We start from the raw sequence: 14,888 nt of genomic DNA, 5'->3' as shown, positions 1-14,888 counted from the left end.
CAGGCGCAGGGCGTTCCACCGCAGGTCCAGGGCATTCCGCTACAGGCGCAAGGTGTTCCACCACAGGCGCAGGGCATTTCGCCGCAGGTCCCGGGTGTTTCGCCGCAGGTCCAGGGCGTACCGCCACAAGCGCAGGGCGGCGGCCCCAGGTCCGGTCCGATGCAGCGCCCGCCGGTACCGCCGCAACAGCGCCCGATGACGCCGCAGCAGAATCTCCCACCGTCGCAGCAGAATCCGCAGGCACCGCAGCGTCCTGCTCCGCAGTCCCCGGTCGATCGATCGAATTTCGCACCGCGACAACCGGTTCCGCCGCAGTCGGCGTCCCCGCAGCAACCGGCCCCGAGCCAGCAGTCGGCCCCGCAACCGGTGGCCCCCAACATCAACATGACCGCGAAGGCCGACGCCTCGATGCTGCCGCCGCCGGTGCGCGCGGCGACCTCGACCGGCCCGGTGGCCCGCGCGGACCGAATTCCCCCGCAGGGCTTGAACATCGGTCGTACCAGCGACAACGAGATCGTGGTGAACGATCCGCTGGCCTCGCGTCGGCACGCGCGGCTGCTCAAGGGCCCCGAGGGGCTGGTGATCGAGGACGTCGGCTCGGCCAACGGCACCTTCGTCAACGGCCGCCGGGAACAACGGGTCGTCCTGCACGAGCGGGACATCGTCACGATCGGCAACATCGACTTCCTGGTGCAGGAGGGCACGCTCGCCGTCCGGCAGAAGCCGGTCACCGAACAGGGCCTGGACGTGCAGGGCGTCGGCTTCACCGTGGACGGCAACAAGCAGCTGCTGGTCGATGTGAACATGCAGGCCGGGCGCGGCACCCTGACCGCGCTGATCGGCCCGTCCGGTGCGGGCAAGTCGACGCTGTCCAAACTCATTGCCGGAGCGACACATCCGTCCGCGGGCGTGGTCACCTTCGAGGGCCGCAACCTGCACGCCGAATACGAGGCCATGCGCAGTCGTATCGGCATGGTCCCGCAGGACGACGTGCTGCACCGCCAGCTCACCGTGCGCCAGGCCCTCGGCTACGCCGCCGAGTTGCGGCTGCCCCCCGACACCTCGAAGGCGGATCGCCGCGCGGTCATCGACGGTGTGCTGCAAGAACTTTCGCTCACCGAACACGCCGACACCCGAGTCGACAAACTCTCCGGCGGTCAGCGCAAACGCGCCTCGGTGGCGCTCGAGCTGCTCACCGGCCCGGCCCTGCTGCTGCTGGACGAGCCCACCTCGGGTCTGGATCCGGCGCTGGATCGCCAGGTCATGACGATGTTGCGGGAACTGGCCGACGCCGGCCGCACCGTCATCGTGGTCACCCACTCGGTGGCCTGCCTGGACATGTGCGATCAGGTGCTGCTGCTCGCGCCCGGCGGCAAGACCGCGTACTTCGGTCATCCGGGCGGGGTCGGCGCTTTCCTGGGCACGAGCGACTGGGCGGAGATCTTCGCGAAGGTCGCCGCCGATCCCGACGCTGCCTTCGCGAACTATCGCGCCAAACAGGCCGCACTACCGCCCCCGCCCCCGCCCGCGCCCCGCGGCGAGCAGGGCAAACCGCCGAAATCCAGTGCGCGCAAACAGTTCTCGACGTTGTCGCGGCGGCAGTTCCGGTTGATCCTGGCCGACCGCGGCTATCTGATATTCCTGCTGCTGCTGCCGTTCGTCCTGGGCGGCCTGTGTCTGGTGGTGCCCGGCACGAACGGTTTCGCCATCGGCCCGCTGTCCCAGGTGAGCGACGGGAAGGGCAGCATCATGTTCGTCCCGGACGGCGGCCGGGAGACCGAACAGCTGCTGCTGGTGCTGATCCTGGGCGCGTGCTTCATGGGGTCCACCCTCACGGTGCGAGACCTGGTCGCCGAACGCGCGATCTTCCTGCGTGAACGCGCGGTCGGCTTGCGCCCGCTGTCCTATCTGCTGGCCAAGGTCGCCATCTTCGGTTTCGCGGCGCTGTTGCAGAGCGCGGTGATGGTCGCGATCGTGCTGGTCGGTAAGAAGCAGCCCGCGCACGGCACGCTGATCCCGTCCGGCAACATAGAGCTGTACGTCGACATCGCGGCCACCGCCATCGCGTGTGTGCTCATCGGTCTGCTGCTGTCGTCGCTGGCGCGGTCCAACGAGCAGGTGATGCCGCTGCTGGTGGTCGTGATCATGGTGCAGCTGGTGATGGCGGGCGGCGTCATCCCGGTGACGAATCGCGTTGTGCTCGAACAGATCGCGTGGCTGTTCCCCTCCCGATGGGGCTACGCCGCGGGGTCCTCGACGGTGAACATGGGAACCCTGAATCCGCTCGACAAGACCGCGACCACCGATACGCTGTGGAAGCACACCACACACGTCTGGTGGCTGGATATCGGCATGCTGGCCGCGCTCACGCTGGTGCTGCTGATCCTCACCTGGTGGCGGTTGCGGTTGCGGAAGTCCTCGTCGTGAACGGTATGAGCGTCAGTTGTAGTTGTCCGCATCCCGCGAAACGGCGGCGACCAGGCAATAAACCCGCCCGGTCGCGCGTGTCGCCGAAGAAGAAGGCACACTTGTGCGTGTGACGGCTCGAATAGGGGCGGTGCATCTCGGATGGGATGTGGTGTCCGTGGCCGGCGGTGGCGGTGGTACGCCGATCCGCCCGGTCCAGGTGGAAGGAACATATACGCCGCCCGCGTATCTGCTGGCGGACGCATCCGGCCGCCTGCATACCGCGGGCGCCGACCGGGGGCGTTCCGACCTGGGTATCGCCGTGGCCGACGTGCGGGACATCCTCGGCCACAAGCAGATCCGCATCGCGGGCGCGACCTGGCCCTCGGAGTTGGTGTTCCGGGCCCGGCTCTACAACCCGCTCGCCGCCATCGGCAAGTACGTGCGCGGTAAGCCGGACGTGATCGCGCTGCCGTATCCGGACGACTGGCCGGACGAGAAGATCGACGAATACGCCCGTCTGGTCGAGGAACTCGACGTGACCAGCGAGCCGCTGCCCGAATCGGTGGCGCTGTCGGGGTATGTGCGTGCCATCGGCCTGGTCCGCCCGCCCGATGCCGCGGGCCGGGCCACCAGCGCGACCGGCGTCTACTCCGACGGCCGGATGTGTCTGGTCGTCTCGGTGAACGGCGACGACGAGCGGCCGACGGAATCGATCGGCGTGCCGATCGCCCCCGACGCCATGCGCGACGCACATCACGCCGACAACGTGGTGATCGAGGTGATGGCCGCGGCCCGTGCGATCGGCGCGGACACCTCGCGGGTGCTGCTGTCCGGCAACGTCTGCTTCAACGACGCGTTGCGGCTGGCGTTCCAGAATCATCTCGGCCATCGATTACACGTGGCCGATCATCCGATGCACGCCCTGGTACTGGGTGCCGCGCACCTGCTGGTCACCGACAGCGAATACGCGGACGAGGAGCCCGATCAGGGCTATGGGCCCGAACCGGCACGCCCCGGCGGTCCGGGCCCGATAACGCAGGGGCCCGGACATGCGGTGACGCCGCCGCGTCCGGATCAGGGTGGCCCGGTCGATCCCGGTCGGCAGGGCGCCCGCGCGCCGGGTGATCCCGGGTACTCCGCGCAGCCGCCGCGCCCGCCCGCGGGTACGGCGAATTCGGCCGTCCCCGAGGAGGATTCGGCCGCGTCCGGTGGCGGGCGGCACGGCTGGCGCGGTCCGGAGCCGACGGGCCAGCTCGCGGGGGCCCGGCCGGGTCAGCAGGGTCCGCGGCACGCCGCGCCCGACGCGAGCGAGCAGACCACCGCCATCGTGCGCGATCAGGTGTCGAATGTGCATCCGGGGGTTCCCGCGATGGGCGGCCGGGTGACCAGGCCGCCGGGTTCGCCCGCCGACACCATGCAGACCACCCGGATGGGCGGTGATCCGGCGCCGCGCGCGCGTCATCCCGCGCCGCCCGCCGTGCCGCAGGGCGCGACGGGTGCGGGCGAGCCCGGCCGCGTGTGGAACAAGGTGAAGGACAACCTGTTCGGCGCGCCGACGATCGTGGGCGCGGTCGCGCTGGCGCTGTTGGCGGTGCACGTCGGGGTGGAGCCCGGCGGCGTGGACCGATCGGGCGGCGTGACCGCGAGCGGGGTGCGTCCGGTGACCGATCCGGTCGTCTCCGCGGTTCGGCTCGCCAGGGTGCCCGAGGACTGTCAGGGCATGCCGAATGCCCGTGCGACGCCGGGACCGGGGGGCGAGCGGGCCACGGGCTGCGATCGGTTCGGCATCGACAACCTGCACTATCTGGTGCCGAACATGCCCGCGGATCTCGATCAGGGCCCGCCGCTGCGCGTGTGAGTTCGGCCCGGTCGTTCCCGCTCGACGTTCGCGCAGGTGAGGTCGCGGGATCGATTTCGGATCGACGCCGTGCGGCTGGTATCGTTGCCCGCTGGCGTGCGGTACGTCGCGAGTTCTTCGCGTCGTCCCACGAGTCCCGGGTCTCCGCTGGCCGCCGGACCACTCGATCGCCCGCCGGGCCGGTAGAACATACGACAGACAGGGAAGAACTGTGCCTACGTACAGCCCGAAGGCAGGTGACGTCACCCGTCAGTGGTACGTCATCGACGCCACTGACGTAGTGCTCGGACGTCTCGCCGTGCAGGCAGCGAATCTGCTGCGTGGCAAGAACAAGCCGACCTACGCCCCCAACGTCGATGGTGGCGATTTCGTCATCATCATCAACGCCGACAAGGTTGCCGTCTCCGGTAACAAGCGGCAGGACAAGCACCTGTACACCCACTCCGGGTTCCCGGGCGGCCTGAAGTCCCGGTCTGTCGGGCAGTTGCTCGACACCCGTCCCGAGCGGGTCGTGGAGCGCGCCGTCAAGGGCATGATCCCGAAGAACAAGCTCGGCAACAAGATCGCCGGCAAGCTCAAGGTCTACGGCGGTCCGTCGCATCCGCACGCGGCCCAGCAGCCCGTTCCCTTCGAGATCAAGCAGGTGGCCCAGTGACCGCTCCTGAGGAATTCAACGAGGAATACGCGGCCGAGGACGTCGCCGTCGAGGACGCCGCGGTGGAGGACACCGCCGTCGAGATCGTCGACGAGGGCGCCGGCTACGAGGAGTCCTACGAGTCCGTCGCGGTCGCCCCGATCGTGATCGACCGCCCGGTGCAGACCGTCGGTCGTCGCAAGGAGGCCGTGGTCCGGGTGCGTCTGCTGCCGGGTTCCGGTCAGTTCGTGCTCAACGGCCGTCCGATCGAGGACTACTTCCCGAACAAGGTGCACCAGCAGCTGGTCAAGTCCCCGCTGGTCACTGTGGAGCGGACCGAGGCGTTCGACATCCACGCCCGCCTGGTCGGCGGCGGCCCGTCGGGTCAGGCCGGCGCGCTGCGCCTGGCGATCGCCCGCGCGCTGATCGAGGTCACCCCCGAGGATCGTCCCGCCCTCAAGCGGGCCGGCTTCCTGACTCGTGACCCGCGTGCCACCGAGCGCAAGAAGTACGGTCTCAAGAAGGCCCGTAAGGCTCCGCAGTACTCGAAGCGCTGAGTCTCAGCAGTACGTTTCGGGGCCCCGGCCGGTTGCGCGTGCATCCGGCCGTGGGCCCCGGCTTCGTGCTGTAGCCGTACGCAGACATTGAGGGGCATGTGGAATGGGACGTTTGTTCGGCACCGACGGAGTCCGGGGACTGGCCAACGGTTCGCTGGGTCCGGAACTGGCCCTGCGGGTTTCGGCCGCGGCGGCCCAGGTACTGCGCCGCGGCAAGTCGCGTCCGACCGCGGTGGTGGGCCGCGATCCGCGCGCCAGCGGCGAGATGCTCGAGGCCGCGGTGGTCGCGGGCCTGACCTCGGCCGGAGTGGACGTGGTGTCGGTCGGCGTACTGCCCACCCCCGCGGTCGCGTATCTGACCGCGATCTACGACGCGTGCCTGGGCGTGATGATCTCCGCCTCGCACAATCCCATGCCCGACAACGGCATCAAGATCTTCGCTGCGGGCGGTCGCAAACTCGACGATGCGATCGAGGACCGCATCGAACAGCTGGTCCACGAAGGGGATTTCCTGCGGCCCACCGGCGCCGGGATCGGCCGGGTGCTGAGCCTGTCCGGGAGCGACGGCCGGGTCGAGGAGCACTACAGCGAGGCCGGGACGCACGAACGCTACGTCGAGCATCTGGTCGAGGCGACCGGCCGCGATCTGACCGGGCTGACCGTCGTGGTGGACTGCGCGCACGGCGCGGCCTCGGACGTCGGCCCGGCGGCGTACCGGGAGGCGGGCGCGCGGGTCATCGCGATCAACGCCGAGCCCAACGGCCTGAACATCAACGACCGCTGCGGTTCCACCCATCTGGACGGGGTGCGCAGTGCGGTGCGCGAATACGGCGCGGATCTGGGCCTGGCCCACGACGGCGACGCGGACCGCTGCCTGGCCGTGGACGCGACCGGCGCGATCGTCGACGGTGACGCGATCATGGCGGTGCTGGCGATCGGGATGCGCGAGGCGGGCGAACTCGCGCACGACACCCTGGTCGCCACCGTGATGAGCAATCTCGGCCTGCACATCGCGATGCGGGAGGCGGGAATCACGATGCGCACCACCGCGGTCGGCGACCGCTACGTACTCGAGGAGTTGCGCCGGGGCGGGTTCGCCCTCGGCGGTGAACAGTCCGGACACGTGGTCTTCCCGAAATTCGGCACCACCGGCGACGGCCTGCTGACCGGTTTGCGCCTGTTGGCCCGAATGGCCGAAACCGGCCGCGGCATGGCCGATCTCGCGTCCGTGGTCCGGACGGTGCCGCAGGTGCTGGTGAACGTCCCGGTCGCGGACAAGGCCGCGGTCGCCGAGTCCGCCGAGGTGCGCGAGGCGGTGCTCGAGGCCGAACGCGTGCTCGGCGACACGGGCCGGGTGCTGCTGCGCCCCAGCGGAACCGAACAACTGGTGCGGGTGATGGTCGAGGCGACCGATTCCGATCGGGCCCGGCAATTGGCCGACGACCTGGCCAAACGCGTTGCCGCGGTGTGACCCGCGAGAACGAACCGACCGGGATTTCCGGTGCGTGATGCGATGATCGGAGAGCGTTTCGGGTCGTGGCCAAGTATGGTGGACACGACTCGTCATGCGACAGCGAGAGCTTGATTTCCGTGAGGGGGAACAGTGGACGCGCTGAAGCTGGATCCGGCGGCGATGGCCGCCTACAAAACCGTTGCCGACAATGTCTCGCAGCAACTGGCCTCCGCGGCCGTCGCTGCGGGCGGCGCGGTCGACCCCGATCGGCTCTCGGCTGATCTGGGGCTGGTGGGAGCGGAGTTCGCGGCGCAGTTCACGGCCGCGGTCTCGCAGCATGTGCAGGCGTTGTCCACGGCGGGCCAGCTGGTCCACGCCTACGGGCAGGTGCTGCGCGACTACACCTCCGATATGCAGGATTCCGATGCCGGTACCGCGGCCGCCATCGCCAAGACCGGGGAGACACTGGTATGAGGCGCGCATCGGGACTCAGGCGGCGGCCGATCACCCCGCGTTCGGCCAAACCGGCCAGCAAGACCACCTCCGACGGCGTCGATCCGCCGATCATCGCGCGGCTGGTGCAGCCGATGCTTCAACTGCGTGCCTCGCTCGGCACCGGCGTCAGCGTTCCCGACGCGAATATCGTGCGCGCACTGACGAATTCGAGCAGCCAGGCCGCCGACACCGAGGCCCCGCACCGCGACGGTATGCACGCGCTGGAGGCGACCTGGTCCGGTCCCGGCGCGAACGCGGCCGTGCCGGCGTTGCGCACCACGCAGACCCAGATCGGTGACATCTCCGATCGCGGCCCGCAGTACCTGTCGGTGCTGAACGACGCGCAGTCCACCAGTTACCGCGCGGCGCAGAAGGTGGACGCGATCATCGCCGATTTCCGCAGCGACGCGCGCACCATCCTGAACAACGCCAAGGCCGCCCCCGACACCGACGCGGTGATCGCGCGGGCCAGCCAGGCATTGCGCGAGGTGATCACCGCGGTCGACACCGCGAAGACCGAAATGGCCTCGCACACCACGAAATTGCAGTCTATGGGCCCGCTGACGGTCACCACCCCGGTCGACCTGTCCACCAGCAAGTACTCCGGCGACAGCACCGCGAGTTACGACAACACCGACAATTCGACGTCGAACAGCGACTACAACCCGAGCCGGAACTTCTCGAGCAACAACAGCTACAACCCGCTCGGTACCGGCACGTCGTTCAACAACAACGGCACCTCCTTCAACGGGACCACGCCCGCGGTGTACATGAACGGCGCCAACACCCAGATCGATCCCGCGACGGCCGCGCAGATGCAGTTGCAGCAGCAGTTGATCGCGGCGGGTGTGGATCTGGGGTCGTCGGCCATCAGCGCCGGGGTCAATATCGGCACCGAGTTGATCGACAAGATCGCCGAGGTCGGCACGCACGCCATCGATACCGGTGCGCAGGTGGCCGAGCAGGCCATTCCGCAGCTGATCAATCCGAAGGCGTCCACCGACGGCACCACCGGGACCGACGGCAGCAGCACCAGCAAGGACGGCGCCAATTCGAGCGTGTTCGATTTCGGCGGATCCACGCCGACGTCGGCGCAACCGGCGGACAACTCGAATTCGATCATCCCGGATCACAGCGGCACGAATTCCGACAACTCCGCGGCGGGCGGCAGCACCGCGACGCCCGGGACCAGCATCCCCGCGCCGACGGCGAAACCGGTTCCGCAACCGGCGACTCCGGCGCCGAGTGCGTCGGAGCCCGCGCCCGCCCAGTCCGGTCCCACCGCGGGGCTGGCGTTGCCGCCGTCGGCGGGGACGGGCAGCGATCACAAGCCGCGGGACGGTCAGCTCGGTGTGACGGCTCCGGCTGGTATGCAGATGGTCCCGACCGCCGTCATCGGCGATCTGGGCGATGACGAAATCTGATTCCGCGGAACCGGATCCCGAGCAGGAGGACAACCCGTTCGACCTGGGCCTGCCCATGCTGCGCCCACCCGCGCGGCAGCCTGCGCGGCGTCGTCCGGGGCGGCGTGGCGGTCGGCGGCGGCCCCCGCCCGCGCGGCCCGCGGCGTTGCCGATCCCGGGGACGGCCAGCGGTCCCGACGATCGCTCCGGCGATTGGGAGGAATGGCTGGATCAGGGTGCGCGGCAACCGGATCCGCCGCCCGAGATGCCCGCCGCCCGGATCCCACCGGCCCCGGAGTACGACTACAGCGACGAGAGTCCCACGCGCACTCCGCAGATCGTGGATCGTTCGGGTGGGAGTGCGGGTTCGCGGTTGCGGCGGGCGCGGGCGCGTCGCCCCGAGGACGGCCGCGTTCGCCGCGACAAGGTGTTGAGCCTGCTGATCCTGATGGGTGTCGGCATCGTGATCGTCGCGGTGGTGCTGACCGTGATCCATACCGGCAATCGCAAGCACAACACCACCGTGGCCGCGAATGCGCCTGCGGTGGTGGAGAATTCGACGTTGCCGCTGGCCCCGCCGATATCGACCGGACCGGCCTCGCCCGCACCGGTCGCCACCGCGGATTGTGAGCAGCGCCGCGACGCGGACGAGGTCTCGGGCACCGATCCCGGCGGTACGAGTTCGGGGCCCGATGCGATTCTGGCCTTCGAGCGCGCCTACTACGTGCAGCGTTCCGGTTCGGCGGCGCGCGCGGTGGTCACCGACGACGCGACGGTCGCCTCGGCGGACTCCGGACCCTCGGCCTTCCCCGCCGCGGAGAGTATCCAGCGTGGTATCAACCAGGTCCCGGTCGGCACGCGCTACTGCGTGCAGGTCACTCGCGGCAACAACGACGGCAGCCAGTGGGAGGTCCGCCTCACCCAGCAGAAGCCGGGCGAGCAGCCGCACACCTTCACCCAGATCGTCACTACCAGAACAATTTCCGACCGCACCCTGATCGCCGCGATCAAGGAGGGGTGAGCGACTCCGGTGTGATGCCTGCGCATTCACATCGATCGGCGTTCGGCCGCAGTCGTTTTCGATACTGCCCCAGCCGTTTGCGGGATTGCCTGAGCGGTTTGCGGGATTGTCGCGGCCGTTTCGGGATTGCCGGACCGGTTTGCGGGGACTGTCGCGGCCGTTTCGGGATTGCCGGACCGGTTTGCGGGGACTGTCGCGGCCGTTTCGGGATTGTCGCGGCCGTTTCGCGGCTGCCGGAGCGGTTTTCGAAACTGCCGCAGCTGTTTTCGGGCTTGCCGGTGCGGCCTCGGAGTGACGGACGGTCGTCGGGCTCAGTCCTGGATGAGTTGCCCGTCTTCGATCCGCCAGCGCCGTGTCGCCCGGACGGTGTCCAGCATCCTGCGGTCGTGGGTGATGAGAATCAGTGTGCCGGTGAAGGATTCGATGGCCTGCTCGAGTTGTTCGATGGCGGGCAGGTCGAGGTGGTTGGTCGGTTCGTCCAGGATCAGCAGGTTGACTCCGCGCGCCTGGAGCAGTGCCAGGGCCGCGCGGGTGCGTTCGCCGGGGGACAGGGTGTCGTTGGCGCGCAACACATGTGGCCCGCGCAGCCCGAATTTGGCCAGCAGCGTGCGGACTTCGGCCTCGGGCCAGTCGGGCACCTCCGCACCGAAGGTGTCGGCGAGCGAGGTATCCCCGCGGAACAGTCCGCGCGCCTGATCGACCTCGCCGACCGCGACCGCGGATCCCAGTGTCGCGGTGCCGGTGTCGGGTGCGATCTTGCCCAGCAGCATCGCCAGCAGGGTGGATTTACCGGCCCCGTTGGCGCCGGTCAGCACGATCCGATCGCCCCAATCCACCTGTGCGGTAACGGGTCCCAGCGTGAAGTCGCCCCGGGTGAGGCGCGCGCCGGTGACGGTCGCGACCACCGAACCGCTGCGCGGGGCCGCGGCGATCTCCATCCGCAGTTCCCACTCCTTGCGCGGCTCCTCCACGACGTCGAGGCGCTCGATGCGACGCTGCGTCTGCCGCATCTTGGACGCCTGCTTCTCGGTGGATTCGGCGCGCATCTTGCGGCCCGCCTTGTCCGAATCGTTCTTGGCCTTGCGGCGGGCGTTGCGGACGCCGTGTTCGAGCCAGTTGCGCTGCATCGTCGCGCGCGCCTGTAGACCGGCCTTGGTGTCGGCGTAGTCCTCGTAGGCCTCGCGGGCGTGCCGGCGGGCGATCTCGCGTTCGGCCAGATACGCCTCGTAGCCGCCGTCGTACACCCCCACCTGCTGCTGCGCCAGATCCAGTTCGACGATGCGATTCACGGTGCGCGCCAGGAACTCCCGGTCGTGGCTGATCACCATCAGCGGCACCCGCACCCCGGACACGAACTGCTCGAGCCGGTCCAGCCCGTCCAGATCCAGATCGTTGGTGGGTTCGTCCAGCAGCAGAATGTCGAAGCGGGACAACAGCACCGAGGCCAGCCCGGCCCGCGCGGCCTGCCCACCGGACAGTCCCGTCATCGGCGTGTCCAGGCCCTGCGGGAGGCTCTCGATCAGGCCCAGTTCCGCGGCCACCTCCTGCGCGCGCTGATCCAGATCCGCACCGCCCAGGGCCAGCCAGCGCTCGAGGGCGGCGGAGTACTCGTCGGCGTCGTCGGGAGCCTCGGCGAGGCGTTCGGCGGCGGTGTCCATGAGGCGTTGTGCCGCAGCCACTCCCGTGCGCCGGGACAGGAATTCCAGTACGGTCTCGCCGGGTACGCGCTCGGGTTCCTGCGCGAGGTAGCCGACCGTCGCGTCGGGCGGGCTCAGCGCGATCTGCCCCTCGGATGCGTTGCCCTCGGCCAACATTCGCAACAGCGTCGACTTCCCGGCCCCGTTCACCCCGACCAGCCCGATCACATCGCCGGGCGCGAGGATCAGGTCCAGGTCATCGAACAGGACGCGTTCGCCGTGTCCGGCGGACAGGCCACGGGCATGCAGGGTCGCGCTCACGCCCATGAGTCTGCCGTGTTCGGGGTTGTACCCCGAGATCGGGCCCGGGGAAATCAGGGTCGGTATCGGTCCTGCTCCCGATGTGCGGGCGGGCGCTCGGACGGCACAGTGGACCCATGACAACCGATACGCGCCGTCTGACCCGTTCCCACACCAACCGCTGGATCGGCGGTGTCTGCGGTGGCCTGGCCGAATACTTCGGCTGGAACGCCACCCTCATCCGCCTGCTGTTCGTGCTGTCCTGCCTGCTGCCCGGCCCGCAGTTCGTGCTCTACCTGGTGCTGTGGCTGGTGATCCCGAAGGACTGACCCGCCCGGCGGCGAGTTGTCCACAGCCGACCGGATCGCCGCACACACGTGCCACCTCGTATTTCCCGTGTTGTCCACAGGAACCGGACAACACGGATGCGCCGTGGGCGGGTCGGATGACAGGATGGAACCACTTCCCTGCGGGACCCCCATCCGAGGAGCTTCATCATGGTCAATTCGGGCGACCTGCCTGGCCTGGACCTGCCGGACGTCGACGCACACTCCGATCTCGGCGGTCTCGGTGCCATCGAACTCCACCACCCCACCCAGGACCTCGACGGCGACCATATCCCCGACGCCGAAACCGTCCAGGGCCAGCACTCCATGGACGTCTGGAGCGACCTGGACCACGACGGCTTCGCCGACCACGTCACCGCCGTCGACAACGACGGCGACTATTCGTCCTGGGAGTTCCACCACAACCCCGACGGCACCACCCACTGGGTGCGCACCGATCAGGGCCACTTGGGCGACCACAAACACTGACCCGAGCCGGGGCGATTCCGGTGGTGGTCGTACCTGCCCACGGCGGGCGGCGTCCGCCGGGTTGTCCCGGGATTCCCTCACACAGTAGATTTTTTTCGTAGGTACGGGCCGAGGGAACCGAATCGGACTTCGGTGCGTCCAAGGAGGTATAGGCAACACCTGGGCCGGGCAGCCGAAGGCCGGGGGGAGTGGAAGGGACGGCGATGGCCGATTCGGATTACGTCGGTGTCAGCACCGGTGAACTCGGAAAGTTCGCCGAGGAGTTGCGCACCTCGTCGGGGACCGTGAACGGGACGGTGAAGAACGTCACGGGGAATCTGTGGGGCGCGGGCACCAACGCCCACGGTGTCGAATCCGGCCGGAACTACGCGCAGCAGGGTAAGGCCATCAACGATGCGCTGACCGAGATCGGCAAGTGGCTGGGGGACTGGAGTTCGGCCGCCGGTGCGCTCGCCGACGCCATCGGAGCTGCGAAGGTGGGCTACACCGATACCGATGCGGTGAATGCCAGCAATACGCAGAAGGTCACGAACTCGGTATGATGAGAGCGGAGTATTGCTGATGGCGCAATCAACACCGGGGACGACGACGGCCAGCGTCGACACCATTCTGGACGACGCCGCCGACGGGCTCAAATATTTCGCGGATTTCATCGACGAATACAAGCGGGCCTTCGGCGGATATTACCAATCCCATGAGCTCAGTTTTCTGTACATGCGATACGACGAACAACGCGGTATGGATCTGGCCAAGCTCTCCGCCGCCGCAACCGGTTTGCAGACGGCGCTGAAAGTCGCCGACGACGAGTGGAATACGCAGACCGGTCTGTCCAAGCAGCTCCCCACCATCTGGCAGGGTGAGGCGTCCACCGCAGCGCAGGACATGTTCGGCAAACAGTTGGCCCAGGCATCCGATGACAAGACCAAGAGCCGGGCCGTGCTCGATGCGATCGGTTCGACGGTGACCGGTTTGCAGAAGGCCGTGCAGGAAAAGGCCGATTACGTCAAGACGCTGCTGGGTCCCAGCGGTGCTGTCGTGTCCGGCGGTAAGACCAAGGGCGAGGTCGATACGATCATCTCCGGCTCGAAGATGGAGACTTCGACCGGTTTACTTCCACATTCGCTGGTGAATCGACTTGTAGGAATATTCCCTGATCAGCAGCCGTTCGGCTCTGTTGGCAGTACCTTCGATTTCTTCACCGACACCGGTACGCTTCTCGGTATTACCAGCGGCGACCACGGATATGGCAAACGCCTGAAGGACCGTTGCCAGGAATGGCTCGACAAGGTCTTCAAACCTGATTTCGAGAGCAAGGTCAACGGTTTCCTCGCGCACTGCGACACCACCAACACCACTGTCGAGCAGGCATATACGACCCTGGTGCAGGCCGCTCAGCAGGTAACTCACAAACCGTTCGTTCGCCCGGTCGGCACGAGCGCGAAGGCTACGCCGAGCACACCCGCCCCAGCCCCCAGTACCAGCGCATCGCCCAGCACCAGCTCATCCATCAGTAGCAGTACGTCCACCAGCGGCACCACGCCGACGACGACCTCACCCACCAACACCAACACCAAGACCTCTTCGCTCGACGCCTCCTCACTGCTGTCCCAGGCGTCGTCGGCGTTGAACGGACTCGGCTCGTTGAGCGGTCAGCTCTCCTCGCTCGGGCAGACGCTCAGCAAGGACGCCAGCTCGTTGTCGACCACCCTCCAGCAGGGCATGCAGGGGTTCGTCTCGCAGATCGAGTCCTTCACCAAGAATGTGAGCGGTTCCGCGGACGGCAAGCCGAAACTCGAATTCGACATCGCCGGTAAGCATGTGAAGTTCGCGCTGGGCAAGAACGGCGAGGTGGATATGAGCACCTCCGACAGCAGTGGCGATTCCAAGAGTTACACCATGAAGCTGGACGAGCACGGTCTGCCCGTCATCACGAGTACCGACGGGTCGAAGGACGACAAGAAGTCCGACGGCGATCACTCCGGCACCGCCGCATCGCACGGATCCGGCAGTGGCACAGACAGTTCGGGCGGTTCCAGCACCCAGCATTCCGCGGGGACGAGCGACACCAACCAGCAATCCGGTACCGGCACACAGCATTCCGGCACCAGCCAGAACACCGACAGCTCGACCAGCGGTAACCAGTTCCCGAGCACGACGCCCACACCGGCCACCAGCCAGACCGACAAGGACAAGAAGACGCCGACCCCCGCTTCGGCCCCGAAGCCCGATGCGGGCACGGATAATGGCACCGGTGCGGAACTGGCGGAAGCGGGTCCGCTGTGAACGAATCCGGCCACCCGGGAGAA

At 68.0% G+C, this 14,888-nt stretch carries 13 protein-coding genes; 12 read left to right on the top strand and 1 reads right to left on the bottom strand.

All coding sequences use genetic code 11. The features are described 5' to 3' along the window. The first annotated feature begins 75 nt into the window (after nucleotides 1-75). The 8 genes from NRB20_RS10510 to NRB20_RS10475 all read left to right on the top strand — a co-directional run bounded on the left by NRB20_RS10510 (nucleotide 76) and on the right by NRB20_RS10475 (nucleotide 9,830). Nucleotides 76-2,427 (top strand): ATP-binding cassette domain-containing protein, encoded by a 2,352-nt coding sequence (locus NRB20_RS10510; RefSeq protein ID WP_454786540.1) that lies wholly within the window; start codon nucleotides 76-78, stop codon nucleotides 2,425-2,427. Nucleotides 2,428-2,536: 109 nt separating this feature from the next. Then, nucleotides 2,537-4,267: a hypothetical protein gene (locus tag NRB20_RS37995; protein ID WP_227833406.1), complete on the top strand. Its 1,731-nt coding sequence runs from the start codon at nucleotides 2,537-2,539 to the stop codon at nucleotides 4,265-4,267. Nucleotides 4,268-4,478: 211 nt separating this feature from the next. Continuing rightward, nucleotides 4,479-4,922 (top strand): 50S ribosomal protein L13, encoded by a 444-nt coding sequence (gene rplM, locus NRB20_RS10500; RefSeq protein ID WP_319944722.1) that lies wholly within the window; start codon nucleotides 4,479-4,481, stop codon nucleotides 4,920-4,922. Beyond that, nucleotides 4,919-5,458, top strand: a complete 540-nt coding sequence (gene rpsI / locus NRB20_RS38885) for a 30S ribosomal protein S9 (protein WP_319944721.1) — start codon at nucleotides 4,919-4,921, stop codon at nucleotides 5,456-5,458. The genes rplM and rpsI overlap by 4 nt, the downstream gene beginning before the upstream one ends. 103 nt (nucleotides 5,459-5,561) lie before the next feature. After that, nucleotides 5,562-6,929, top strand: coding sequence for a phosphoglucosamine mutase (gene glmM / locus NRB20_RS10490; protein ID WP_153409916.1), 1,368 nt, complete (start codon nucleotides 5,562-5,564; stop codon nucleotides 6,927-6,929). A gap of 132 nt (nucleotides 6,930-7,061) precedes the next feature. After that, the gene (locus NRB20_RS10485) at nucleotides 7,062-7,385 is read left to right on the top strand and encodes a hypothetical protein (protein WP_319944720.1); all 324 of its coding nucleotides are present in this window, start codon (nucleotides 7,062-7,064) and stop codon (nucleotides 7,383-7,385) included. Then, nucleotides 7,382-8,830, top strand: a complete 1,449-nt coding sequence (locus tag NRB20_RS10480) for a hypothetical protein (protein WP_153409915.1) — start codon at nucleotides 7,382-7,384, stop codon at nucleotides 8,828-8,830. Before NRB20_RS10485 ends, NRB20_RS10480 begins: the two co-directional genes overlap by 4 nt. Beyond that, nucleotides 8,817-9,830, top strand: coding sequence for a hypothetical protein (locus NRB20_RS10475; protein ID WP_153409914.1), 1,014 nt, complete (start codon nucleotides 8,817-8,819; stop codon nucleotides 9,828-9,830). The genes NRB20_RS10480 and NRB20_RS10475 overlap by 14 nt, the downstream gene beginning before the upstream one ends. A 311-nt stretch (nucleotides 9,831-10,141) precedes the next feature. Here NRB20_RS10475 and NRB20_RS10470 read toward each other — a convergent pair whose 3' ends face one another. After that, on the bottom strand, nucleotides 10,142-11,788 hold the full coding sequence (locus NRB20_RS10470) for an ABC-F family ATP-binding cassette domain-containing protein (protein WP_319944719.1): 1,647 nt from the start codon (nucleotides 11,786-11,788) through the stop codon (nucleotides 10,142-10,144). A 116-nt stretch (nucleotides 11,789-11,904) separates the two neighbouring features. Between NRB20_RS10470 and NRB20_RS10465 the strand changes: the two genes are divergently transcribed. The 4 genes from NRB20_RS10465 (at nucleotide 11,905) to NRB20_RS10450 (ending at nucleotide 14,865) form a co-directional block, all read left to right on the top strand. Then, nucleotides 11,905-12,096, top strand: coding sequence for a PspC domain-containing protein (locus NRB20_RS10465; protein WP_153409912.1), 192 nt, complete (start codon nucleotides 11,905-11,907; stop codon nucleotides 12,094-12,096). A 168-nt stretch (nucleotides 12,097-12,264) separates the two neighbouring features. Continuing rightward, the gene (locus tag NRB20_RS10460) at nucleotides 12,265-12,582 is read left to right on the top strand and encodes a DUF6802 family protein (RefSeq protein ID WP_153409911.1); all 318 of its coding nucleotides are present in this window, start codon (nucleotides 12,265-12,267) and stop codon (nucleotides 12,580-12,582) included. Between the two features lie 203 nt (nucleotides 12,583-12,785). Beyond that, nucleotides 12,786-13,124 carry a hypothetical protein gene (locus NRB20_RS10455; protein ID WP_153409910.1) on the top strand — a complete coding sequence of 113 codons (339 nt, stop codon included), beginning with the start codon at nucleotides 12,786-12,788 and terminating at the stop codon, nucleotides 13,122-13,124. Between the two features lie 19 nt (nucleotides 13,125-13,143). Continuing rightward, entirely contained in the window at nucleotides 13,144-14,865 is a 1,722-nt protein-coding gene (locus NRB20_RS10450) for a hypothetical protein (protein ID WP_153409909.1), read from the top strand. Nucleotides 14,866-14,888: the final 23 nt, after the last annotated feature.

Origin of the sequence: Nocardia macrotermitis, assembly GCF_009604405.1 — a bacterium.
Classification (GTDB): domain Bacteria; phylum Actinomycetota; class Actinomycetes; order Mycobacteriales; family Mycobacteriaceae; genus Nocardia; species Nocardia macrotermitis.
The sequence above is the reverse complement of the archived record's forward strand: the minus strand, read 5'-3'. Positions and strand labels throughout refer to the sequence as shown.